We start from the raw sequence: 21,813 nt of genomic DNA, 5'->3' as shown, positions 1-21,813 counted from the left end.
CAGGGGGAAGGGCCGGACGCACCCCTCACACGCCCGGCCCTTCTATGCACGATGCCCCGCCGCCACCCCTCGACCGACAGGGCATCGGCCGCTCCCGTCCTCGCGCTGCATCAGCGCTCCGACATCAGACTCAACGACGCCCTCATCCAGGGGTTACGCGTCTTCCGCGACCGTTCCCGGCGGGCCGGCCGACCGCCGTGGCCGCCCCGGCGAGTCGCGGACGGCGCGCTGTGCATTACCGCACACCGCGCACCCGCTCGGTTGCCCCCGGTGCGCATCTCGCTAGGCTGCGGCCACGGCCTGTTTGAACTGATGACAGGCGTCAACGGAGTTTCCACAACGCTGGTGGCGGCGCGACGGCGCGCCGCGGAGACGGGACGGGACGCGCAATCGTGGACCTGTACGAGTACCAGGGGCGGGACCTGTTCGAGCGGCACGGGTTGCCCGTGCTCGCCGGCGGCGTCGCCACTACCCCGGAGGAGGCCCGCGCGATCGCCGAACGCCTCGGCGGTCGGGTGGTCGTCAAGGCGCAGGTGAAGGTCGGCGGCCGAGGCAAGGCCGGCGGCGTCAAGCTGGCCGAGGGCCCGGATGAGGCGGTGGCTCGCGCCACCGACATCCTGGGCATGGACATCAAGGGTCACACCGTCCACAAGGTCATGATCACCGTGACCGCGGACGTGGCCGAGGAGTACTACTTCTCGTACCTGCTCGACCGGGCGAACCGCACCTTCCTCTGCATCGCCAGCGTGGCCGGCGGCATGGACATCGAGCAGGTCGCCGCCGAGACCCCCGACAAGGTGGTCAAGGCCCCGATCGACGCCGTCAAGGGCGTCGACGAGGCGAAGGCCCGCGAGATCGTCACCGCGGCCGGCTTCCCGGCCGAGGTCGCCGACCAGGTCGTCGAGGTCGCGGTGGGGCTGTGGCAGGCCTTCGTCGCCGAGGACGCCACGCTGGTCGAGGTGAACCCGCTGGCCAAGACGGCCGAGGGCAAGCTGCTGCTGCTCGACGCCAAGATCACCCTGGACGAGAACGCCGGCTTCCGGCACCCGGACCACGAGGCCCTGGTCGACCAGGCCTCGGTGGACCCGCTGGAGCAGGCCGCCAAGGAGAAGGACCTCAACTACGTCAAGCTCGACGGCGAGGTCGGCATTATCGGCAACGGCGCGGGCCTGGTCATGTCCACGCTCGACGTGGTCGCCTACGCGGGCGAGCGGCACGGCAACGTCAAGCCGGCCAACTTCCTCGACATCGGCGGTGGCGCGAGCGCCGAGGTGATGGCGAACGGCCTGGAGATCGTCCTCTCCGACCCGGCCGTGAAGAGCGTCTTCGTCAACGTCTTCGGCGGCATCACCGCCTGCGACGCGGTCGCCAACGGCATCGTGCAGGCGCTGGCGCTGCTCGAGCAGCGGGGCGAGCAGGCCACCAAGCCGCTCGTCGTCCGCCTCGACGGCAACAACGCCGAGGCCGGTCGGGCGATCCTCGACGGCGCGAACAACCCGCTGATCCGGCGGGTCGACACCATGGACGGCGCGGCCGAGCGGGCCGCCGAGCTGGCAGCTGCGGGGGTCTGACGATGGCTATCTGGCTGACCAAGGACTCGAAGGTCATCGTTCAGGGGATGACCGGTTCCGAGGGTTCCAAGCACACCCGGCGGATGCTCGCCGCGGGCACCAACGTGGTCGGCGGCGTGAACCCGCGCAAGGCCGGCACCACGGTCGACTTCGACGGCACCGAGCTGCCGGTCTTCGCCTCCGTCGCGGACGCGATGAAGGAGACCGGGGCCGACGTCACGGTCATCTTCGTGCCGCCGCAGTTCACCAAGGGCGCCGTCGTCGAGGCGATCGACGCCGGCATCGACCTCGCCGTGGTGATCACCGAGGGCGTGCCGGTGCACGACACCGCCGCGTTCTGGGCGTACAACGTGGACAAGGGCGAGCGGACCCGGATCATCGGGCCGAACTGCCCGGGCATCGCCTCGCCGGGCGCCTCCAACGCCGGCATCATCCCGGCCGACATCACCGGCTCCGGCCGGATCGGCCTGGTCAGCAAGAGCGGCACGCTGACCTACCAGATGATGTACGAGCTGCGGGACATCGGCTTCTCGACCTGCGTCGGCATCGGCGGTGACCCGATCATCGGGACCACCCACATCGACGCCCTCGCCGCGTTCGAGGCCGACCCGGAGACCGACGCCATCGTGATGATCGGCGAGATCGGCGGCGACGCCGAGGAGCGGGCCGCCGAGTTCATCAAGGCCAACGTCACCAAGCCGGTCGTCGGCTACATCGCCGGCTTCACCGCGCCCCCCGGCAAGACCATGGGGCACGCCGGCGCGATCATCTCCGGCTCGGCGGGCACTGCCGAGGCGAAGCAGTCGGCCCTGGAGGCCGTCGGCGTCAAGGTCGGCAAGACCCCGACCGAGACCGCCAAGCTGATGCGGGAGCTGATGTCCGGCCGCTGAGCCGGCAGGCACGTACGAAGGGGGTCGGCCCGTGGGGTCGACCCCCTTCGCGCATTCTGTCCAGGTCACCCGTTTCCCGGGTAGCCCGGCGACGGCACGGTCAGCCCCGGGTCTGCCAGTAGCCGGAGGCGACCTCCTCGGTGGACAGGCAGGTGACCGTCGAGTTCACGCTGCCGGCATAGCGCCAGACGCCGTACCGGGTGGTGTACGACGTGGAGCCGGTCTTGTAGCAGCGGGCGACCGCCCGGAACTCACCCGGGTAGCCGTAGCCGCAGTACACCGAGTAGGTGTTGTAGTCGTAACGCCCGGAGCACCCGCTCACCGCGGCCTGGGCGGACGTGGCGGGCACCAGGACCGCCGCGGACATCAACCCGGTGACCGCGATGGCGCGCAGCTTCTTCTTCATGTCGGTCATCAGACTCCTCCTTCAGGCCCCGCTCGTGACGGTGCCGCTCGCCGAGCCCGGCCGAGCCGCTCCCGGTGAGGAATCGGCGCTGTCGACCGGATGCGTCAAGCCTGGGGGGAGGTCCTTTACTGTTCGCTATCCATTGACTATCCCCGATTCCGCTCTCGCTCCACCAGGCAGTGCGCGCATGATCGGCAGGGCACCCATCGTCACCCGTCTGTATTAGGCTCGGCCGCAGCAACGGGGAGGCAGTGTGCAGTTTCGCGTTCTTGGGCCTGTTGGTGTCGCGATCCGGGAGAGCGTGGTCGAGGTCGGGCAGCCGCGACATCGCGCACTACTGGGCTATCTCTTGCTCTACCGCAACGATGCCGTCGTCACCGAGCGCTTGATCCGGGCCCTGTGGGGCAGCGCGGAGCCGAAGTCCGCGCGTACGCAGATCCACATCATGGTCTCCGTACTGCGGCGCTGCCTGGAAGCGAACGGCATGGGCGAGGTGGTCCGCAGCGTGCCGGGCGGATATCGCGCACAGGTGCGGCACGAGGCGGTCGATCTGGCCGTGTTCGACGACCAGCTCACCGCAGGGCGTGCCGCGGCCGAGCGGGGCGACTGGGCGGACGCCGCCCGCCGTGCCCGGATCGCGCTGACGCTGTGGGAGGGGGAGCCGTTCGCCGGGGTCAAGGCGGCGTACGTGACCGCCGCCCGACGCAACCTGCGTCAGCGGTGGTTGGACGCCTACGAGGTGGTGGCCGAGAGTGAGCTCCACCTGGGCAACCACGAGGCCCTCATCTCCGAGCTCGGCTGGCTGGTAGAAGAGCACCCCACCAGGGAACGGCTGGTTCGTCAGCTGATGCTCGCGCAGTACCGGGCGGACCGCAGGGTCGACGCCCTCGCCACCGCGCGGTGGTGGCGGTCAGTCCAGGTGGAGCTGCAGGGCCTCGATCCCGGGAACCGGTTCGTCGCACTGGAGAGATCCATCCTCGCCAACGACGTCGCGTCCCCGCGGACCCGGCCCCTCGGGGCGGTACGGGCCCAGGTGTCGGGGGCCGCCTGAGCCCAGTCGGCTGCCGCGGCGGCTTGCCGGGTCGCTCGGCGGCGGGGGCCCGCCCGAAGCCGGGCCCGCCGTCGCTCAGTCGTTGTTCCAGAGCGGGTACGTCCCGCTGGCCCGCCAGATCGCGGTGCCGATGATGTTGATCACGCCGAAGGCGATGGCCAGGTAGCCGAGCACCGGCGACTGGCCGTACCGCTTGGCGTCCCGGACCGACAGGTAGCCGAAGACGATGCCCAGGACGCCGCAGCAGATCAGACCGAGGACGATGCCGAGCACCCCCCAGAGCGTGGTGCGGTCCCTGCCCGCGGCGGGTGGCGGCGGGGGCGGCGGGGGCGGCGGGTACGGAGCGTTCACGGCTTCCTCCCAGCACTCGATGCCACGACTTGAGTCGCGTCCTGCGCCGAGGCTAGACCGGATCCGGCCCCGAGGGCCGTGGATCACGGAACTCGCCGGTGCCACACCGCCCCGGCGGGCAGCCGCAGCCCGCGCGGCGTGCCAGAGTAGACCCGATGTCCTCGGTCACCCCTGATCAGCCGCGCCGCCCCGCCGGCGTCCGCGCCGACGCGCGGCCGCCCGGCCGTGCCGCGCCGGGTCCCCGGGTGCCTGCCCCTCGCCGGCCGGAGCCGTCCCGGGGCCGAGCGCCGCTCGTCGTCGCCGCCGGGGTCGCCGCCGCCTGGGCCGCGCTCACGTCGTACCTGCCGGTGGCGCTGGTGCTGGCGCTCGCCCAGCTCAGCGAGGACGCCGCCTCGGTGACCGGCGCGCTGCGCGCCGGGCTGGCCGGCTGGCTCCTCGGCCACGGCGTGCCGTTGCAGACCCCCGCCGGCCCGCTCGGCCTCGCCCCGCTGGCCCTCTCCGCCCTCGCGCTCTGGCGGCTCACCCGCGCCGGGGTGCACACCAGCCGGGCGATCGGCGCCCGCGGCGGTCGCTCGCCCCGGCAGGCGCTCATCGCCGCCGGCGCGGTCGGGGTCGGGTACGCGCTGTTCGGCGTCCTGGCCGCACTGCTGGTCGGAACCGGCGGGCTGCGGGTCTCCCCGGTCCGCGCCGGGATCACCTTCGCGCTCTTCGGTGCGCTCGCCGCGCTGGTCGGGGCGGTCCGCACCACCGGGGTCGCCGGTCTGTTCGCCGACCGGGCGCCAGCGGTGCTGCGCGACGGCGTCCGGACCGGCCTGGTCGCCGGTCTGCTGCTGTTCGGCGCCGGGGGCGGTGCGGCCGGACTGGCCGTCGCGACCGGCGGTGGCGACGCCGCCGACATGATCGGGGCGTACCGGACCGGGGTGGCCGGGCAGGCCGGCATCACCCTGGTCAGCCTGGCCTACGCGCCGAACGCCACCGTCTGGTCGACCGCCTACCTGCTCGGTCCGGGCTTCGCCGTCGGCACCGGCACGGCGGTGCGTACCAGCGAGGTGTCGGTCGGCGCGCTGCCCGCCGTACCCCTGCTCGCCGGCCTGCCCAGCGGCCCGGCCGACGGGACGGGCGCGGCGCTGCTCGCGGTGCCGGTGCTGGCCGGGATGGCGGCCGGGTGGCTGCTCGCCCGGCGGCTGCCGCGCCCCGGGACGGAGGGCGCGGAGCGGGGCTGGGCGGCGCTGCTCGGGCCGGCCGCGCTCGCCGGCCCGGTGGCCGGCCTGCTCGCCGGCCTCGCCGCGGCGGCCTCCGGCGGTCCGCTCGGCGGCGGGCGGCTGGCCGAGATCGGGCCGGTTCCCTGGCAGGTCGCGGCGGTAGCCACCGCCGTGGTCACGGTCGGCGCCGTGCTCGGGGGCGCCGCCGCCCGGGTGGTCGCCCGGCCGGCGACGTCGCCCCGGCCGCCGCGCGCCCGCATCCCGGCCGACCCGCCCCCGGCCCGCGGCTGACCCGGCGGTACGACGAAGGGGCGCCCCGGTCGGCCCGGGACGCCCCTGTCGCAAGCGGGGTCAGTAGCTGCCCGGCATGTTGATGCTCAACGCGACGGCCACGATCTGCAGGATGCCGAAGAGCAGGCCGACGCCGCCGCAGATGAGGCCGGTGAGGGCCTGGCTGCCGTTGTTCGCCTCGCCCCGGGCCGCCTTCTGTCGACCCAGCCAGCCGGTGACCAGGCCGGCGATGCCCAGCGGGATGCCCAGGTAGCAGCAGGCCAGCGGGATCGACGCGATACCGAGGATCATCGCGACCAGGCCCAGGGTGTTCTGGCCCTGGGTCTGCGGGTACCCGGCGCCCGGGTAGGTCGGCACGCCGTAGGGCTGCTGGCCGTACGGGTCCTGGTACGGCTGCTGGCCGTATGGCTGGCCCGGCGCGGGCTGGCCGTAGGGCTGGCCCGAGGTCGGCTGCCCGTACCCCGGCTGCCCGTACCCCGGCTGCCCGTACCCCGGCTGCCCGTAGGGCTGCCCCGAGGTGGGCTGCCCGTACGGCGCCTGCGGCTGCTGGCCGTACGGGTCGTGCGGCTGCTGGCCGTACGGCGGCTGCGGCTGCTGGCCGTACGGCGGCTGCGGCGGCGCGGCGTACGGATCCTGCGGCTGCCCGTACGGTTGCCCCGAGGTGGGCTGCTGACCGTACGGGTCGTGCGGGGGCTGCTGACCGTACGGGTCCTGTCCGGGCTGCATGTGGCGGCTGCTCCTCAGTCGATGATCGGTCAGTACGTGCTGTTGTCGGAGCCCATCATGCTGCCGATGCCACCCACGAGGCAGCACACGAGGGAGATCACCCAGAGGGCGATGCCGACGATCAGCGCCCACTTGGACCACTTCTTCGACTCGGCGGCGGCGGCCTGCGCGCCGGCGTAGTCGCCCTGCTGGATCAGCGGGTTGACCTTCGAGGCGTTGATGATGGCCGGGATGGCCAGCGGCCAGCAGAAGAAGATGGCGACGATGGACATCGTCATGTTGTTGTTGATCGGCTGCTGCTGCGGGGCGTGGGGGTAACCGGGCTGCATCGGGGCTCCTCGTTCGGACGGCACAGTCCGTGCCGGATCATCGGTGAAGGGTGCGGCGGCGGGCGTACGCCGGCCACCGAGCGACCGGCAGCGTATCGCGCCGGCGCCAGCCGGGAGATCACCCGAATCGCCGCTGCCCGATCGCTGGGCGTCCCGACCTGCCCGATAGGGTTGGCCGCGTGACCGAGCCCGCGTCCGTCGCCCGCCTCGTCGTCCTCGTCTCCGGTTCCGGCAGCAACCTCCAGGCGCTGCTGGACGCCGCCGCCGACCCCGCGTACGGGGCGCGGGTGGTGGCCGTCGGCGCGGACCGGGACGGGATCGCCGGCCTGGACCGGGCCGCCGCCGCGGGCGTGCCGACCTTCGTCGACCGGCTCAAGGACCACCCGACCCGGGAGGACTGGGACGCGGCGTTGACCGCGCACGTCGCCGAGCACCAGCCGGACCTGGTCATCTCCGCCGGCTTCCTCAAGCTGGTCGGGCCGCGGTTCCTGGCCGCCTTCGGCGACCGCTACCTCAACACGCACAACACCCTGCTGCCGGCGTTCCCCGGCATCCACGGCCCGCGCGACGCCCTCGCCTACGGGGTGAAGGTCACCGGGGCCACCCTCTTCTTCGTCGACGCCGGGATGGACACCGGGCCGATCGTCGCCCAGGTCGCCGTGCCGGTACTGAACGACGACGACGAGGCGACGCTCACCGAGCGCATCAAGGAAGCCGAGCGCCGCCAGCTCGTCGAGCAGGTCGGTCGCCTGGTCCGTGAAGGTTGGACGATCACCGGAAGAAAGGTCACGGTCCCGTGAGTTCCACTCAGGACGAGCGCCGCCCGATCAGGCGGGCCCTGGTCAGCGTCTACGACAAGACCGGTCTGGTCGAGCTGGCCCGAGCCCTGCACGAGGCCGGGGTGGAACTCGTCTCGACCGGCAGCACCGCGTCGACCATCTCCGGCGCGGGCCTGCCGGTGACTCCGGTGGAGCAGGTGACCGGTTTTCCGGAGATCCTCGACGGCCGGGTGAAGACCCTGCACCCGAAGATCCACGGTGGTCTCCTCGCCGACCTGCGCAAGGACTCCCACGCCGCCCAGCTCGACGAGCACGGCATCGCCGGGATCGACCTGCTGGTCTCCAACCTCTACCCGTTCCAGGCCACCGTCGCCTCCGGCGCGAGCCAGGACGAGTGCGTGGAGCAGATCGACATCGGCGGCCCGGCGATGGTCCGGGCGGCGGCGAAGAACCACGCCTCGGTCGCGGTGGTGACCGACCCGGCCGCGTACCCCGCGTTGCTGGCCGCGCTCGGCGCCGGCGGCTTCACGCTGGCCCAGCGCAAGGTGCTGGCCGCCCGGGCGTTCGCCGTCATCGCCGAGTACGACGTGGCGGTCGCCGAGTGGTGCGCCCAGGAGCTGGCCCCGGCGGACGACTGGTGGCCGGAGTTCGCCGGCCTGACCCTGCGCCGCCAGGCGGTGCTGCGCTACGGCGAGAACCCGCACCAGCACGCCGCCGTCTACACCGACCCGTCCAGCCCGGCGGGCCTGGCCCAGGCCGAGCAGCTGCACGGCAAGGAGATGTCCTACAACAACTACGTCGACGCGGACGCCGCCTGGCGGGCCGCGAACGACTTCCCGGACCAGCCGGCGGTGGCGATCATCAAGCACGCCAACCCGTGCGGGATCGCGGTCGGCGCGGACGTGGCGGAGGCGCACCGCAAGGCGCACGCCTGCGACCCGGTGTCGGCGTTCGGCGGCGTGATTGCCGTGAACCGCCCGGTGAGCGTGGAGCTGGCCCGGCAGGTGGCCGAGATCTTCACCGAGGTCGTGGTCGCCCCCGGCTTCGACGAGGGCGCCGTGGAGATCCTCCAGGCCAAGAAGAACATCCGGCTGCTGCACGCCCCGGCCTTCGACCCGCTGCCGGCGGAGTGGCGGCAGGTCACCGGCGGCGTACTGGTGCAGCTGCGGGACAAGGTCGACGCCGAGGGCGACGATCCGGCCAATTGGAGGCTGGCCACCGGTGAGGCGGCCGACGAGGCGACCCTGCGGGACCTCGCCTTCGCCTGGCGGGCGGTCCGCGCGGTGAAGAGCAACGCCATCCTGCTGGCCAGGGACGGCGCCACCGTCGGGGTGGGGATGGGTCAGGTCAACCGGGTCGACTCGGCCCGGCTGGCGGTCGATCGGGCCGGCGCCGACCGCGCCCGTGGCTCGGTCTGCGCCTCGGACGCGTTCTTCCCGTTCGCCGACGGCCCGAAGATCCTCATCGACGCCGGCGTGGGCGCGATCGTCCAGCCCGGCGGCTCGATCCGCGACGAGGAGACCATCGCCGCCTGCAAGGAGGCCGGCGTGACGATGTACCTCACCGGCACCCGGCACTTCTTCCACTGATCCCACCCGCAGCCGTCGAGCATGGAGTCGTGGAGGCCGACACATCGGCCACCGCGGCTCCCTGATCGACGCCGATCGGCGGGCTGAGCGGGGCGAAAAGGTGGACCGGCGGGCCGTTGCCCGCGGACAAGCGTTGTTGCTAGCGTAAGGCCGCCCGGCGATCCACCCTCCCCAATTCGCTCCGCCGCCCTTCCCCTCGCGCGACCGCCCACGGTCGTCCGCCGGGAACGCGCCGGACATCCCGTACCGGCAGGTCCGCCATGCGCATGGTCGAACGGTTGACGTCCGTCGCCGTCGCGCTGGCGTTCGTGCTGGCGGGGCTCGGGGTGCCCAGCTGCCCGGTCGGCCACGACGCCGACCACGGTCCCGCCGGGCATCACGCCCCGGTCGGCCACGTCCGGGTCGACCCCGCCACGGCGGTCGCCCGACCGGATTCCGTAGCCACGGACCGGGCCGGCAGCGGTACCAGCGTTCTCGTCGCCGCCCCCTGCGCCGACCACCGGAGCGCGATCGGCGTCGGCGACGGGCCGGACGACCAGACGCACCGGGTGCTGTCGGCGGCCGGTGTCCCGCCGCGCGCGACGCCGGTGGTCACCGGCTACCGGCAGCCCGCGCACCCGCTTCCGCCCCGGGGCGCCACCGGCAGCCGGGCGCCACCCGCGCGTACCGCCTGACCCGTCGTCCGCCGCCGCCCGGCGATCCGGCCCCCGACTCCGCCTGCGCGGACCGGCCCGCCGGACCCGTCCGCCGCCGCCGACCCGGGTCGCCACGACCATCCCCACGACCACGGACGTGTGCGGGACGATCCCCGCCGCCGCGGTTCTCCTCCGCCGGGCCACCCTGCCCGGCACCCCTTGAATCCTGGAGGATTCGCATGTCGAAGTTCCGCTGGCGCAAGCCGGCGACAATCGCGGGCGCGCTGGTGCTGACCGCCGCGCTGGGTGGCGTCGCGGCCACCAACCACGAGGTACAGGAATTCCTCGGTCTGGCCGAGGAGCCGGGCGCCAACCTGCCCTGGCATCCCCGGGAGTTCGCCGAGATGGCCGCCGGGGAGAACTCCGAGGAGGCCGGCGAGGAGGCGTTCGAGGCCCGGATCATCGCCGAGCAGTTCGCCCAGGCCCGCTCCGCGCCCGGCATCGTCGCGCCGGGGGCGTACTCCAACGCGTTCAGCCAGCTGGGCGGCCTGCCGGTCACCAACGGCAGCTGGCGCGAGGTCACGAAGATCAAGTACGACGGTGACGACCCGCGCTACCGCGACTACGCCTCCAACTCCTCCGGGGGCGCGGGCCTGCAGACCGGCCGGATCACCGGCCTCGCCGCCGACAACAGCGGCTACGTCTACGCGGCCGGCGCGGACGGTGGCGTGTGGCGGTCCTCGACCGGCGGCGGGAGCTGGACGCCGATCACCGACCAGCTGCCCACCCTGTCCAGCGGCGACGTGGTGCTCGCCACCGACGGCTCCCTCTGGTACGCCACGGGCGAGGCGAACACCGGCGCCACCTCGTACGTCGGTGCCGGCGTCTACCGGCTCGCCAACCCGAGGACCGGCCGGTTCGCCGCATCCGACCGGGTCGGCGGCACCGAGCTGGAGAGCTCGGTCATCAACAAGCTGCGCTTCTTCGACGGCAAGGTCTGGGCCGCCACCAACCGGGGCCTCTACTCGCACTCGATGGCCAGCGGCTCCGGTGCGTGGAAGTTCGAGTGGGCGCCGAACCCGAGCTACCTGCCGGGCGGGGCGAACGCGGGCACGGCCAACGCGGCGTACAAGAACATCGTCAACGACGTGGCCGACGACCCGCGCAACCCCAGGCACGTCGTGGTGGCCTCGGCCTGGCGGTCGGGGGACAGCTACAACGGCTTCTACGAGACCGCCGACTACACCGCGGGCGGCTGGGCCAAGGTCAACCCGACCGGCTCCATGCCGGCCGACGACATCGGCTACGTGACGTTCGCCTTCTCCGCCGACGGCGGCAAGCTGTACGCGATCAACCAGTCGCCGAAGCTGCTGAACAAGCCGGCCGGCAACGTCAACAGCTACCTCGACGGCATCTACGTCTCCAACAACGGCTCGCCCGCCGGGCCGTGGAGCAAGATCGCCGACTCGGCGAAGCTGGGCAACTCCGGTTCCGCGCTCAAGCAGACCGTGATCGGCAAGGGCTACGGACCGGGCATCCAGGCCTGGTACAACCAGTTCCTGACGGTCGACCCGGCCAACCCGAACCACGTCTGGGCGGGTCTGGAGGAGGTCTACGAGTCGACCGACGCCGGCGCGAACTGGAAGACCGTCGGTCCGTACTGGAACTTCGGCTTCTCCTGCTGGAACATCAGCGACGCGCAGAACACGTGCAACAAGACCACCCACTCCGACCAGCACTCGGTGGCGGTCGGCAACGGGTTCGTCTACGTCGGCAACGACGGCGGCATCTACCGCCGGCCGGTCAACGGCAAAACCGACAAGGAGGGGCACGCCACCGACTGGCAGAGCCTCAACGACGGCACCATCGACGCCCTCCAGTACTACTCGGTCTCGGTGGGCAGGGACCCGGCCAAGGCCGGCACGGTCGTCTCCGGTGGTCTGCAGGACAACGGCGCCTCGGTGCTGCGCGCCGGCGACACCGTGATGGGGTCGAACTTCGGTGGTGACGGCGGCGACTCGCTGGCCGACCCGGCCAACGGCTGCCGCCAGGTCCAGGAGTACACCAACCTGGCCATGCGGTCGACCGAGAACTGCAACGCCAACCCGGGGCCCGGCACGGCGGAGACCTCCACCTCGCGGGACATCCAGCCGTACACGTCGTCCCCGGGTGACGAGCCGGCCCGGTTCATCGCGCCGTTCGCGGCCGACGACCACGACGCGAACACCTGGGTCGCCGGTGGCCAGCACGTCTGGGTGAACACCAAGGGCTACGCGATCGCCGACGGCAAGGGCTGGCGCAACGTCTTCGACCTTGGCGCCGGCCACACCGCCACCTCGGTCGCGGTCTCCGGCGGCACCGCGTACGTCGGCTGGTGCGGGCCGTGCAACAACTCGGGCTTCACCCGGGGTGTCGCGGTCGGCAAGGTCAACGACCCGGCGAGCTGGCACCAGGTCACCCTGCCGGGTGACTTCCCGAACCGGTTCGTGCAGGGCGTCGGCGTCGACCCGGCCAACGGGGCGCACGCCTTCCTCGCGATCAACGGGTTCTCCCGGCGGTTCACCGAGGGCCCGGGCGCCGGTGTCGGCCACGTCTACGAGACCACCGACGCGGGCGCGACCTGGAAGGACGTCTCGACGAACCTGCCGGACGTGCCGGCCAGCTCGGTCAAGGAGCTGCCCAACGGCGCGCTGGTGCTCGCCACCGACCTGGCCACCTTCTACCGGGCGCCGGGCGCCACCGGCTGGCAGCGGCTCGGCACCGGCCTGCCGCTGACCGTCGGCATGGACGTCGAGTACCACGCGGCCGACAACTCGCTCTACGTGGCCACCCACGGCCGCGGCATCTGGGCGTTCAACCTGGCCCAGCTCTGAGGAGTCGTCCGGTCCGGCCCCGATCCGGCCGGACCGGACGGCATCGGTTCGGCCCCCGTCGCCGACCGCGCGGCATCGGTCCCTGATCGAGCCGCACGTCGGGAGGCCTCGTCCCGCTCGGGACGGGGCCTCCGTCGTACCCGGTCCCGGTGGGCGTCAGGCCCTGGTCCGGCGTGCCGGTGTCCCGTCGGCGGCGCGGTGGGCCCGGCGTAGCAGGACGATGCTGGCGACGAGCACGACGGCCAGCACGCGAGCGGTCCACGCCAGCGCGGGGGAATCGACGTCATCGCTGAGGCCGAGCAGCACGGCGATGACACCCGCTCCGCGGATGTCGTCGGAGGTGCTCAGGACCGCCGCGGTGGGCATCGCCAGCATCGAGATCATCAACATCGCCGCCGACAACCGGCCGGGCAGGCCGACGTGGTGGGGCAACCGCTGGAACATGTGCACCGAATAGCCGGCCATCAGCAGGAGCAGCGCGACGATGGGGCCGCCGAGCACACCGGCGATGACCGAGCCGAACATGATCAACGCAGCCTGGACGTGCAGCAGGTGCAGCGGCACGGCCACGGCGAGCTGGGCGACACCGACCCCGGCGACGAGGCCCATGTGCAGCGCCGCCCGCACCAGCCGGCTGCCCGGATCGGACGCGCCCGGCCCCGACCGGGCCGCCCACAGGGCGCCGAGCACGCCGAGGACGAGCAGCGGCATCGGCCAGAGGATCATCATGTCGGGCGCCACGCCCGGGTCGGGCAGGACCGCGACGACCGCGGTCATCGCGAGCGCCAGCGCCGTCTGCGACGTGATCGCCCACACCAGCACCGGTGCCCGCCAGTTGCCCTTGACGTCGCTGCCGAAGTTCTGCAGGCTCGGCCGCGCGCCGCGGATGGCGCCGGTGGTGCGGATGTTCTTGGCAGGGGTCACCGGGCCATTGTGTACAGCGGCCACAACCGGCCGGCGGCGGAGGCGCCCTCCGAACGGGGACGGGGTCTCCGCCGCACGCGGCGTCAGGCGACCGGGCGCAGGTCGGCGAAGTGGCAGGCCGACGGGTGGGGGTCGGCGGCGCGGGGAACCGTGGGCGGGTCCTCGCGGGCGCAGACCTCCTGGGCCTTCCAGCAGCGGGTACGGAAGCGGCAGCCGGACGGTGGCTCGGCCGGGCTCGGCACGTCGCCGGTGAGCCGGATGATGTTCCGGTCGTTGCGGGCGTCCGGGTCGGGCACCGGCACCGCCGAGAGCAGCGCCTGGGTGTACGGGTGGGTGGCCCGCTCGTAGATCTCGTGCTCGGTGCCGATCTCCACGATCCGGCCGAGGTACATCACCGCGACCCGGTCCGAGATGTGCCGGACCACCGACAGGTCGTGTGCGATGAAGATGTAGGACAGCCCGAACTCGTCCTGGAGCTTCTCCAGCAGGTTGATCACCTGGGCCTGGATGGAGACGTCCAGCGCGGAGACCGGCTCGTCGCAGACGATCACCTCGGGCCGCAGGGCGAGCGCCCGGGCGATGCCGATGCGCTGCCGCTGGCCGCCGGAGAACTGGTGCGGGTAGCGGTTGACGTGCTCCGGGTTGAGCCCGACGACGTCCAGCAACTCCTGCACCCGCTTGCGCTTGCTCCCCTTCGGGGCCGCGTCCGGGTGGATGTCGAACGGCTCGCCGATGATGTCGCCGACCGTCATCCGCGGGTTCAACGAGGTGTACGGGTCCTGCATGACCATCTGCATATTGCGGCGTACCCGGCGCAGCTCCGCCCCGGAGGCCTTGAACAGGTCCTTCCCCTCCAGGGTGGCCCGACCGGAGGTGGGCGTCTCCAGCCGCATCAGCAGCCGGGCCAGGGTGGACTTGCCGCAGCCGGACTCGCCGACGATGCCCAGCGTCTCGCCGCGGCGCAGCTCGAAGCTGACCCCGTCGACCGCCTTCACCGCGCCGGTCTGCTTCTGGAAGATCACGCCCTGGGTGATCGGGAAGTGCTTGACCAGGTTGTCGACGGCGAGGATGGTCTCGCCGCGGACCTTGGTCGGGCTAGCGGGCGCTGTCATCACGGACCTCCTGCGCGAAGTGGCACGCGCTGGTCCGGCCGTCGCCGAGGACCAGGTCGTGCGGCACCTCGTCCACGCAGACCTGCTGCACGTACGGGCACCGGGGGTGGAACGGGCAGCCGGAGGGGATCCGCATCAGGTTCGGCGGCAGCCCCTTGATCGTGGAGAGCTCCTGGCCGCGGACGTCCAGGCGCGGGATCGACTCCAGCAGACCCTTGGTGTACGGGTGGGCCGGCGCCCGGTAGAGCGAGCGGACGTCGGCGTGTTCGATGATCCGGCCGGCGTACATGACGGCGATCCGGTCCGCGACGCCGGCGACCACGCCGAGGTCGTGGGTGATCAGGATCATCGCCATGTTCAGATCGCGTCGCAGGTCGGCCAGCAGGTCCATGATCTGGGCCTGCACGGTGACGTCCAGCGCGGTGGTGGGCTCGTCGGCGATCAGCACCTTCGGGTTCATCGCCAGCGCCATCGCGATCATGACGCGCTGCCGCATGCCGCCGGAGAACTGGTGCGGGTAGTCGCTGATCCGCCGGGCCGCGTCCGGGATCTTGACCAGGTCCATCAGCTCGATGGCGCGACGCCGCGCGTCGGCCCGGGACATCTTCTCCCGCTGGCGCAGCGTCTCGCCGATCTGCCAGCCGACCGGGAAGACCGGGTTCAGCGCGGAGAGGGCGTCCTGGAAGATGATCGCGATCTCTTTGCCGCGCACCTGCCGGCGCTGCTCCTCGGGCAGGGTGAGCAGGTCCCGGCCCTGGTACAGGATCTGGCCGGAGCGGATCACCGCCGGGGGAGTGTCCAGGATGCCCATGATCGCCTGGGCGGTGACCGACTTGCCGGAGCCGGACTCGCCGAGCACGGCGAGGGTCTCCCCGGCGTCGAGGTGGTACGACACCCCGTTGATCACCCGGGCCACGCCCTCGCCGGTACGGAACTCGACGTGCAGGTCCCGTACCTCGAGCAGGTGGCCGGCCGGCGGGGTGGGGGAGGCCGGCGTGGGCTGGACGGCTGACTGGGTCATGAGGTCACCGCAGCTTCGGGTCGAAGGCGTCGCGGATCGCGTCGCCCAGCATGATGAAGGCGAGCACGGTCAGCGCCAGGAAGACGGACGGGACGATCAGCGGGGTCGCCGACTCGCGCAGGTGCACCCGGCCGGCGTCGATGTCGATGCCCCAGGAGATGGTCGGCGCCTTGAGGCCGATGCCGAGGAAGCTCAGCGTCGCCTCGGCCGCGATGAACGAGCCGAGCGCGATGGTGAGCACCACGATCGCCGGGGCGAGCGCGTTGGGCAGGATGTGCCGCCACATGATCCGGCCGTTTCCGGCGCCGAGCATCCGGGCTGCGGCCACGTAGTCCTGCTCCTTGGCGGTGATCACCGAGGAGCGGACCACCCGAGCCGCGGTGGTCCAGCCGAGCACCGCCAGTACGAAGATCACCGCGAAGAGCCGGACGTTGTCGCTGCTGGTGCTCACCCGCTTGAGCAGCACGATCGCGGCGAGCAGCAGCGGGATGCCGAGCACGATGTCGATCACGCGGGAGAGCACCGCGTCGATCCAGCGGCCGAAGTAGCCGGCCAGCATCCCGACGACCAGCGCGATGATGCCGGTGATCAGCGCGGAGAGTGCGCCGACCAGCAGCGAGGCGCGGGCGCCGTAGACGGCCCGGGCGTACGTGTCGCAGCCCTGGAAGTCGTACCCGAAGATCGCCCCGCCGGACGCTCCGGCGTGCTGCCGGGAGAGCACGCAGTCGCGCGGGTCGTTGGCGGTGAAGAGCGAGGGCACGGCGGCCATCGCGGCGACCAGCACGACCAGGGTCAGGCTGATCCAGAAGATCGGGTTGCGGCGCAGGTCGCGCCAGGCGTCGCCGGCCAAGCTGCGCGGCTTGTGCGGCGCGCCGACCTGGTTGGGTGCCCCGGGCTCGCCGGACACGCCCCGCCGCGCGGCCTGATTCTCCGTCGCGGCGACAGTCTCGAAGTCACTCATGCCCGCACCTCGCTCCGCTCGGTGCGGCCACGAGCGACCGAGCACGCTGCGTTGATGGTTCGTTCGCTGCGCTCACTCATAGCGGATCCTCGGGTCGAGTACGGCGTACAGGACGTCCACCACCAGGTTGGAGATGAGGTAGACCACGACGAGCACGCTGACGATGCCCACCACCAGCGGGCCGTCCTCGGTGCGGATGCCGCGGAACAGGTTGAAGCCGACACCGGGGATGTTGAACACGCCCTCGGTGATGATCGCGCCGCTCATCAGGTTGCCCAGCTCGACACCGAGGAAGGTGATCACCGGGATGAGCGAGTTGCGCAGCACGTGGACGCTGACGATCCGCCGGCGCACCAGGCCCTTCGAGCGGGCGGTCCGGACGTAGTCGGCGCGCAGGTTCTCCGCCACCGAGGTACGGGTCAGCCGCAGCGCGGTGGCCAGCGAGAGCGAGCCGAGCACGATGCCGGGGAGCAGCAGCGCGTACAGGTCGGGCTCGGCGCCGGCGGTGGGCGGGAAGAGCTGCCACTTCACGCCGAGGAAGTACTGCGCCAGCGGGGCGAGCACGATGGTCGGGATGCCGAGCACGAGCAGGGTCAGCACCAGCGTGGAGTTGTCGAAGATGCTGGCCCGGCGGATGCCGGCGAGCACCCCGGCGGTGACGCCGACGAGGATCGTCACGGCCATCGCGATGAGCGCCAGCTTGACGGTGACCGGCCAGGCGGCGGCGAGGATGTCGCCGATCTGGCGGCCGGTCAGTGACTGCCCGAGGTCGCCCTGCAGCAGGTTCTTGATGTAGTCGAAGTAGCGGTAGAAGAAGCCACCGACGCCGGTGGCGTCCAGGTGGTACTTCTCCGTGAGGTATGCCCGCTGGGCGGCGGTGACCGGGCGTTCGCCGGCGAGCGCCTGGATGGGATCGCCCTGGCCGGCGAACATCAGGGCGTAGACGATCAGCGTGGTCCCGAAGAAGGCGAGGACCATCTGGAGCAGACGCCGCAGAACGAAGCGGAACATACTTGGCAGTCTCTCTGAAAACGGGCGAAGACGGGGCGGGTCGGGCCATCGTCCGCCGATGGCCCGACCCGTCGTACCGGTGTTACTTGACGGCTTCGATCTTCAGCAGGTCGACCCGGTCGAAGAGATCCATCTCCACGTTCTTGACCTTGGTCGAGTGTCCGAAGTTGTTCTGGCCGAACCGGAGCGGGATCACCGGCATGTCCTTGGCCAGCAGGTCCTCCGCCGCCTGGTACTTCTTGATCGCCTCTTCCTCGGTCGGGGCGCTGGCGCCCTCGGCGAGGAGCTTGTCGAACTGCGGGTTGCTGTAGCCGTAGTAGTTCGACGAGCCGTTGGTGCTGTACAGCGGGCCCAGGTAGTTCTCCATGGACGGGTAGTCCATCACCCAGCCCATCCGGAACAGGCCGACCGGCTGCTTCGCCTTGAGCTTGGTCAGCAGATCCGCGAACTTGGGCTCGGCGGTGCCGACGCACTCCACGCCCAGGTTGGCCTTGAGCTGGTTGCAGGTCGCGTCGATCCAGTCCTTGTGGCCGCCGTCGCCGTTGTACGACAGCTCGATCTTGGACGGGCCGCCCGCGGCCTGGTACATCGCCTTGGCCTTGGCCGGGTCGAACGTGCCGGCCTCGCCGATGGTGTTCTCCCGGTAGCCCGCCACGACCGGCGAGACGAAGGAGCGCGCCGGCTGCTGCGAGTCCTTGAAGATCGACTTGGTGATCTCGTCCCGGTTGATCGCCATCGAGATGGCCTTGCGCACCTCGGGCTTGCTGAACTCCTTCTGGAACGTCGGGAAGGAGAGCACCTGCAGCGACGAGGCCGGGCTCTGCTGGAACCGGTCACCCAGGTCGGTGCCGGCGGTGGACAGGTTCTCGGTCGGGATCGTCTTGATCACGTCGAGGTTGTCCGAGAGCACGTCCGCGTACGCGGCCGTCGGCTGCTGGTAGATGCGGAACTCGACGCCGCCCACCTTCGGCTTCTCGCCGGGGAAGGCGTCGTACTTGGCGACCTCGACCTTGGCGTCGTGCTGCCAGGAGCCCTTCATCTTGAACGGGCCCTGACCGATCGGCGCCTGCTCGTAGCCCTCGGCCAGCACGCCGGGGGCCGAGAAGGCCACCTTCGGCAGGGGGTAGAAGGCCGTGTAGCCGAGCATCGTCTTGAACTCGCTGTACGGCTCGGACAGCGTCACGGTGAAGGTGAGGTCGTCGACCTTCTTCAGCCCGGAGAGCGTCTTCGCGGTCGGCTTCTCGCCCTGCAGGGCGTCGTAGCCGGCGACCTTCTCGAAGAAGTAGCTCGAGTTCTGGCCGTTCGGGGCGTACGCGCCGTAGTTCCAGGCGTCGATGTAGTTCTGGGCGGTGACCTTCTCGCCGTTGTGGAAGGTGTAGCCGTCCTTGAGCTTGATCGTCCAGACCTTGTTGTCCGACGACGTCACCGACTGGGCCGCCACCTCGAAGGGCTTGTTGGCCTTGTCGTAGTCGACCAGCGGGCTGAACAGGGCGCTGAGCACCTGCGAGCCGCTCGTCTCGTTGGTGTTGGTCGGCACCAGGTGCTGCGGCTCGGCGATCTCGATCCGCACGGCCGCAGTGGGGTCGCTCTGACCGGATCCGCCATCGCCGCCCGAGCCGCAGGCCACCAGGCCCAGGGTCACCGCGAGCGGGAGAGCGGTCCAGGCAGCCAGCCTACGAACTCGCATTGAGACTCCTCATCTCCTCACGCTGCGCAGTCAGGCCCGGCGTTGGGTGACGCTGCGCAACAATCGGCAACGGTAGGTCGCCGGCCGTCCATTCGACAACGAGAGCGTTGCGAACCGGTAACAGCTGGGCCACCCCGGTCTTGTCGCCGGCCGAGCCATCTGCTATCAGGAGCTCCTCGTTTCCGCAGGCCGAGAGGGGCTGAGCGGGGGCCTTACCGGCCCGGTCGCGCACTCCGGCTCCGGTCGGGGCGTCTCGGCAACAGTGTCCGCTCTGTGCCGCTTGATGATTAACTGTCCGTCCCAATATGTGGCATGACCCACAGTTCACTACTGTCGGTGACTAAACCCACGTAACGGAAAGTCACCGTCTGCTGTCGGCGGCTCGACGGGCTGCGGCCGTGAGACGATCAGGGCGTGACGGCGACGATCCTGGACGGCAAGGCCACCGCGGCGGAAATCAAGGACGAGCTGCGGACGCGGGTGAAGGCCCTCGCCGAGCGCGGCGTCACCCCGGGCCTGGGCACGGTCCTGGTCGGCGCCGACCCGGGCTCGCAGGCGTACGTCAACGGCAAGCACCGCGACTGCGCCGAGGTCGGCATCGCCTCCATCCGCCGGGAGCTGCCCGCCGACGCCACCCAGCAGCAGGTCGACGACGTGCTCGCCGAGCTGAACGCCGACCCGGCCTGCCACGGCTACATCGTCCAGCTCCCGCTGCCGGCCCATCTGGACACCCAGCGGGTGCTGGAGCTGATCGACCCGGACAAGGACGCCGACGGCCTGCACCCGGTGAACCTCGGCCGGCTGGTGCTCGGCTACGACGCTCCACTGCCCTGCACCCCGCGCGGCATCGTCGAGCTGCTCCGCCGGTACGACGTCCCGCTGCGTGGCGCCAAGGTGGCGCTGGTCGGCCGGGGCAACACGGTGGGCCGCCCGCTCGGCCTGCTGCTCACCCGACGCAGCGAGAACGCCACCGTGACGCTCTGCCACACCGGCACCCTCGACCTCGCCGCGCACACCCGCGCCGCCGAGATCGTGATCGTCGCCGCCGGGGTGCCCGGGCTGCTCACCGCCGAGATGGTGACCCCGGGCGCGACGGTGGTCGACGTCGGCATCACCCGGGTGGTCGGGCCGGACGGCAAGGGCCGTTACACCGGCGACGTGGACCCGGAAGTGGCCGAGGTGGCCGGCAAGGTGGTCCCGATGCCCGGCGGCGTCGGGCCGATGACCCGGGCCATGCTGCTGACCAACGTGGTGGAGCGCGCCGAGCGCGACTGATACCGGACGGCCGTGACATCCGCCCCATCCCGGCGATGGCCGCCGCCCCTGGCCCGATCGGTGCCAGGATGACTGATACGGTCCGGAAAACCGACTGGTATCAGGGAGTGGGACGACCATGGGTAAGAAGGTCACTGTCGTCGGGGCCGGCTTCTACGGCTCCACCACCGCACAGCGCCTGGCCGAGTACGACGTCTTCGACACCGTTGTGATCACCGACATCGTGGAGGGCAAGCCGGCGGGTCTCGCGCTGGACCTCAACCAGTCCCGCGCGGTCGAGGGCTTCGAGACCAAGGTCGTCGGCGTCACCACCGGCCCGAACGGCGAGGGCTACGAGGCCATCGAGGGCTCCGACGTCGTCGTCATCACCGCCGGCCTGCCGCGCAAGCCGGGCATGAGCCGGATGGACCTGCTGGAGACGAACGCCAAGATCGTCCGTCAGGTCTCCGAGAACGTCGCCAAGTACGCCCCGAACGCCGTGGTCATCGTCGTGTCCAACCCGCTGGACGAGATGACCGCGCTGGCCCAGCTCGCCACCCAGTTCCCGAAGAACCGGGTGCTCGGCCAGGCCGGCATGCTCGACAGCGCCCGGTTCACCAACTTCGTCGCCGAGGCGCTCCAGGTGCCCGTGAAGTCGGTCCGGACGCTGACCCTCGGCTCGCACGGCGACACCATGGTGCCGGTGCCGTCGAAGAGCACCGTGAACGGCAAGCCGCTGCGTGAGGCGATGCCGGCCGAGCAGATCGAGGAGCTGGTCGTCAAGACCCGCAACGGTGGCGCCGAGGTCGTCGCGCTGCTCAAGACCGGCTCGGCGTACTACGCCCCGTCGGCCGCCGCCGCCCGGATGGCCAAGGCCGTCGCGGAGGATTCCGGCGCGGTCATGCCGGTCTGCGCCTGGGTCGACGGCCAGTACGGCATCTCCGGCGTCTACCTGGGTGTCGAGGCCGAGATCGGCGCCGAGGGCGTCAAGCGGGTCGTCGAGACCGACCTGGACGCCGACGAGCTGGCCAGCCTGAAGGAGGCCGCCGAGGCCGTCCGCGCCAAGCAGGCCGACGTCGCCAACATGTGATCCAACCGACCCACGAGGGGCGCGCCGGCTTCGCCGGCGCGCCCCTCGTCGCACCCCACC

At 71.5% G+C, this 21,813-nt stretch carries 20 protein-coding genes; 10 read left to right on the top strand and 10 right to left on the bottom strand.

The window, feature by feature from the left end; translation table 11 throughout:
- Positions 1 to 392 precede the first annotated feature (392 nt).
- Both sucC and sucD read left to right on the top strand, forming a co-directional pair.
- Positions 393 to 1,571: an ADP-forming succinate--CoA ligase subunit beta gene (gene sucC, locus AC5RWQ_RS23945; protein WP_494284907.1), complete on the top strand. Its 1,179-nt coding sequence runs from the start codon at positions 393 to 395 to the stop codon at positions 1,569 to 1,571.
- Between the two features lie 2 nt (positions 1,572 to 1,573).
- Positions 1,574 to 2,461, top strand: a complete 888-nt coding sequence (gene sucD, locus AC5RWQ_RS23940; RefSeq protein WP_494284906.1) for a succinate--CoA ligase subunit alpha — start codon at positions 1,574 to 1,576, stop codon at positions 2,459 to 2,461.
- 100 nt (positions 2,462 to 2,561) lie between these two features.
- Here the strand turns inward: sucD and AC5RWQ_RS23935 are convergent, their stop codons facing one another.
- Positions 2,562 to 2,876: a hypothetical protein gene (locus AC5RWQ_RS23935; RefSeq protein WP_494284905.1), complete on the bottom strand. Its 315-nt coding sequence runs from the start codon at positions 2,874 to 2,876 to the stop codon at positions 2,562 to 2,564.
- Positions 2,877 to 3,120: 244 nt separating this feature from the next.
- Here AC5RWQ_RS23935 and AC5RWQ_RS23930 point away from each other — a divergent pair, with 244 nt between their 5' ends.
- Positions 3,121 to 3,918: an AfsR/SARP family transcriptional regulator gene (locus AC5RWQ_RS23930; RefSeq protein WP_494284904.1), complete on the top strand. Its 798-nt coding sequence runs from the start codon at positions 3,121 to 3,123 to the stop codon at positions 3,916 to 3,918.
- Between the two features lie 75 nt (positions 3,919 to 3,993).
- Here the strand turns inward: AC5RWQ_RS23930 and AC5RWQ_RS23925 are convergent, their stop codons facing one another.
- Positions 3,994 to 4,269 carry a DUF4190 domain-containing protein gene (locus tag AC5RWQ_RS23925; RefSeq protein WP_494284903.1) on the bottom strand — a complete coding sequence of 92 codons (276 nt, stop codon included), beginning with the start codon at positions 4,267 to 4,269 and terminating at the stop codon, positions 3,994 to 3,996.
- Positions 4,270 to 4,424: 155 nt separating this feature from the next.
- On the opposite strand from AC5RWQ_RS23925, the gene AC5RWQ_RS23920 reads away from it, so the two are divergent.
- Complete coding sequence (locus tag AC5RWQ_RS23920) at positions 4,425 to 5,762, top strand: cell division protein PerM (RefSeq protein WP_494284902.1); 1,338 nt, start codon at positions 4,425 to 4,427, stop codon at positions 5,760 to 5,762.
- Positions 5,763 to 5,822: 60 nt separating this feature from the next.
- Here the strand turns inward: AC5RWQ_RS23920 and AC5RWQ_RS23915 are convergent, their stop codons facing one another.
- Positions 5,823 to 6,488, bottom strand: a complete 666-nt coding sequence (locus AC5RWQ_RS23915; RefSeq protein ID WP_494284901.1) for a DUF4190 domain-containing protein — start codon at positions 6,486 to 6,488, stop codon at positions 5,823 to 5,825.
- A 29-nt stretch (positions 6,489 to 6,517) separates the two neighbouring features.
- Positions 6,518 to 6,817 (bottom strand): CD225/dispanin family protein, encoded by a 300-nt coding sequence (locus tag AC5RWQ_RS23910; protein WP_494284900.1) that lies wholly within the window; start codon positions 6,815 to 6,817, stop codon positions 6,518 to 6,520.
- 179 nt (positions 6,818 to 6,996) lie between these two features.
- On the opposite strand from AC5RWQ_RS23910, the gene purN reads away from it, so the two are divergent.
- The 4 genes from purN to AC5RWQ_RS23890 all read left to right on the top strand — a co-directional run bounded on the left by purN (position 6,997) and on the right by AC5RWQ_RS23890 (position 12,693).
- Complete coding sequence (purN, locus tag AC5RWQ_RS23905) at positions 6,997 to 7,617, top strand: phosphoribosylglycinamide formyltransferase (protein ID WP_494284899.1); 621 nt, start codon at positions 6,997 to 6,999, stop codon at positions 7,615 to 7,617.
- Entirely contained in the window at positions 7,614 to 9,185 is a 1,572-nt protein-coding gene (gene purH / locus AC5RWQ_RS23900) for a bifunctional phosphoribosylaminoimidazolecarboxamide formyltransferase/IMP cyclohydrolase (RefSeq protein WP_494284898.1), read from the top strand. Before purN ends, purH begins: the two co-directional genes overlap by 4 nt.
- A 278-nt stretch (positions 9,186 to 9,463) precedes the next feature.
- Entirely contained in the window at positions 9,464 to 9,859 is a 396-nt protein-coding gene (locus AC5RWQ_RS23895; protein ID WP_494284897.1) for a hypothetical protein, read from the top strand.
- Between the two features lie 200 nt (positions 9,860 to 10,059).
- Complete coding sequence (locus tag AC5RWQ_RS23890; RefSeq protein WP_494284896.1) at positions 10,060 to 12,693, top strand: beta propeller repeat protein; 2,634 nt, start codon at positions 10,060 to 10,062, stop codon at positions 12,691 to 12,693.
- A gap of 156 nt (positions 12,694 to 12,849) precedes the next feature.
- Here the strand turns inward: AC5RWQ_RS23890 and AC5RWQ_RS23885 are convergent, their stop codons facing one another.
- From AC5RWQ_RS23885 to AC5RWQ_RS23860, 6 genes are all read right to left on the bottom strand, one after another.
- Entirely contained in the window at positions 12,850 to 13,617 is a 768-nt protein-coding gene (locus AC5RWQ_RS23885) for a hypothetical protein (RefSeq protein WP_494284895.1), read from the bottom strand.
- An 83-nt stretch (positions 13,618 to 13,700) separates the two neighbouring features.
- A complete protein-coding gene (locus AC5RWQ_RS23880) occupies positions 13,701 to 14,729 on the bottom strand; it encodes an ABC transporter ATP-binding protein (protein WP_494284894.1) in 1,029 nt (342 codons plus the stop codon).
- The gene (locus AC5RWQ_RS23875; protein ID WP_494284893.1) at positions 14,713 to 15,750 is read right to left on the bottom strand and encodes an ABC transporter ATP-binding protein; all 1,038 of its coding nucleotides are present in this window, start codon (positions 15,748 to 15,750) and stop codon (positions 14,713 to 14,715) included. Before AC5RWQ_RS23875 ends, AC5RWQ_RS23880 begins: the two co-directional genes overlap by 17 nt.
- A gap of 4 nt (positions 15,751 to 15,754) precedes the next feature.
- Entirely contained in the window at positions 15,755 to 16,711 is a 957-nt protein-coding gene (locus AC5RWQ_RS23870; protein WP_334492858.1) for an ABC transporter permease, read from the bottom strand.
- Between the two features lie 72 nt (positions 16,712 to 16,783).
- Positions 16,784 to 17,722 (bottom strand): ABC transporter permease, encoded by a 939-nt coding sequence (locus AC5RWQ_RS23865; protein WP_494284892.1) that lies wholly within the window; start codon positions 17,720 to 17,722, stop codon positions 16,784 to 16,786.
- An 82-nt stretch (positions 17,723 to 17,804) separates the two neighbouring features.
- Positions 17,805 to 19,409: a peptide ABC transporter substrate-binding protein gene (locus AC5RWQ_RS23860; RefSeq protein WP_494284891.1), complete on the bottom strand. Its 1,605-nt coding sequence runs from the start codon at positions 19,407 to 19,409 to the stop codon at positions 17,805 to 17,807.
- Positions 19,410 to 19,823: 414 nt separating this feature from the next.
- Here AC5RWQ_RS23860 and AC5RWQ_RS23855 point away from each other — a divergent pair, with 414 nt between their 5' ends.
- Both AC5RWQ_RS23855 and mdh read left to right on the top strand, forming a co-directional pair.
- Positions 19,824 to 20,684 carry a bifunctional methylenetetrahydrofolate dehydrogenase/methenyltetrahydrofolate cyclohydrolase gene (locus AC5RWQ_RS23855; protein WP_494284890.1) on the top strand — a complete coding sequence of 287 codons (861 nt, stop codon included), beginning with the start codon at positions 19,824 to 19,826 and terminating at the stop codon, positions 20,682 to 20,684.
- Positions 20,685 to 20,802: 118 nt separating this feature from the next.
- Entirely contained in the window at positions 20,803 to 21,753 is a 951-nt protein-coding gene (mdh, locus tag AC5RWQ_RS23850; protein WP_334492866.1) for a malate dehydrogenase, read from the top strand.
- The last annotated feature ends 60 nt before the right edge of the window (positions 21,754 to 21,813 follow it).

This window comes from Micromonospora sp. BS32, assembly GCF_059089345.1.
This window is presented reverse-complemented; position numbering and strand designations above follow the sequence as displayed.

Coding starts and splice junctions, on each gene's coding strand:
- AC5RWQ_RS23910 (WP_494284900.1), bottom strand. CDS start 6,817: ATGCAGCCCGGTTACCCCCACGCCCCGCAGCAGCAGCCGATCAACAAC.
- AC5RWQ_RS23935 (WP_494284905.1), bottom strand. CDS start 2,876: ATGACCGACATGAAGAAGAAGCTGCGCGCCATCGCGGTCACCGGGTTG.
- AC5RWQ_RS23860 (WP_494284891.1), bottom strand. CDS start 19,409: ATGCGAGTTCGTAGGCTGGCTGCCTGGACCGCTCTCCCGCTCGCGGTG.
- sucD (WP_494284906.1), top strand. CDS start 1,574: ATGGCTATCTGGCTGACCAAGGACTCGAAGGTCATCGTTCAGGGGATG.
- AC5RWQ_RS23890 (WP_494284896.1), top strand. CDS start 10,060: ATGTCGAAGTTCCGCTGGCGCAAGCCGGCGACAATCGCGGGCGCGCTG.
- AC5RWQ_RS23870 (WP_334492858.1), bottom strand. CDS start 16,711: ATGAGTGACTTCGAGACTGTCGCCGCGACGGAGAATCAGGCCGCGCGG.
- AC5RWQ_RS23865 (WP_494284892.1), bottom strand. CDS start 17,722: ATGTTCCGCTTCGTTCTGCGGCGTCTGCTCCAGATGGTCCTCGCCTTC.
- AC5RWQ_RS23915 (WP_494284901.1), bottom strand. CDS start 6,488: ATGCAGCCCGGACAGGACCCGTACGGTCAGCAGCCCCCGCACGACCCG.
- mdh (WP_334492866.1), top strand. CDS start 20,803: ATGGGTAAGAAGGTCACTGTCGTCGGGGCCGGCTTCTACGGCTCCACC.
- AC5RWQ_RS23875 (WP_494284893.1), bottom strand. CDS start 15,750: ATGACCCAGTCAGCCGTCCAGCCCACGCCGGCCTCCCCCACCCCGCCG.
- AC5RWQ_RS23880 (WP_494284894.1), bottom strand. CDS start 14,729: ATGACAGCGCCCGCTAGCCCGACCAAGGTCCGCGGCGAGACCATCCTC.
- AC5RWQ_RS23920 (WP_494284902.1), top strand. CDS start 4,425: ATGTCCTCGGTCACCCCTGATCAGCCGCGCCGCCCCGCCGGCGTCCGC.